1 protein-coding gene is annotated in these 237 nt (G+C 62.4%); it reads right to left on the reverse strand.

Annotated features, from left to right (window positions below):
* Positions 1-237, reverse strand: a 237-nt coding sequence (locus KJQ96_RS39550) for a hypothetical protein (RefSeq protein ID WP_213291280.1), incomplete at both ends; no start/stop codon positions are given.

The raw sequence follows: 237 nt of genomic DNA on the forward strand, positions 1-237 counted from the left end.
GGCATGGCTGACGGCGATCGGATGCAGCGCCGTGCCCAACGCGTCCGCCAAAAACCAGATCGACCAGACATCAACAAGATAGGTCATCGCAAGCCACAGAGTCGCGATGGCAAGCCAGAACGGGCTGATGCCAAGAATGGCCTTCCGCACGTCGAGCACAAAGCGCCGCACGGCGCCAAGCCTGCGCAGGAGGGGCCCAAGCAACCAGAGCCGTTCGAACAGGCCTGGACCAAATGC

The sequence above is a fragment of the Bradyrhizobium sp. sGM-13 genome (assembly GCF_018398875.1).
Taxonomy (GTDB): Bacteria; Pseudomonadota; Alphaproteobacteria; order Rhizobiales; family Xanthobacteraceae; genus Bradyrhizobium.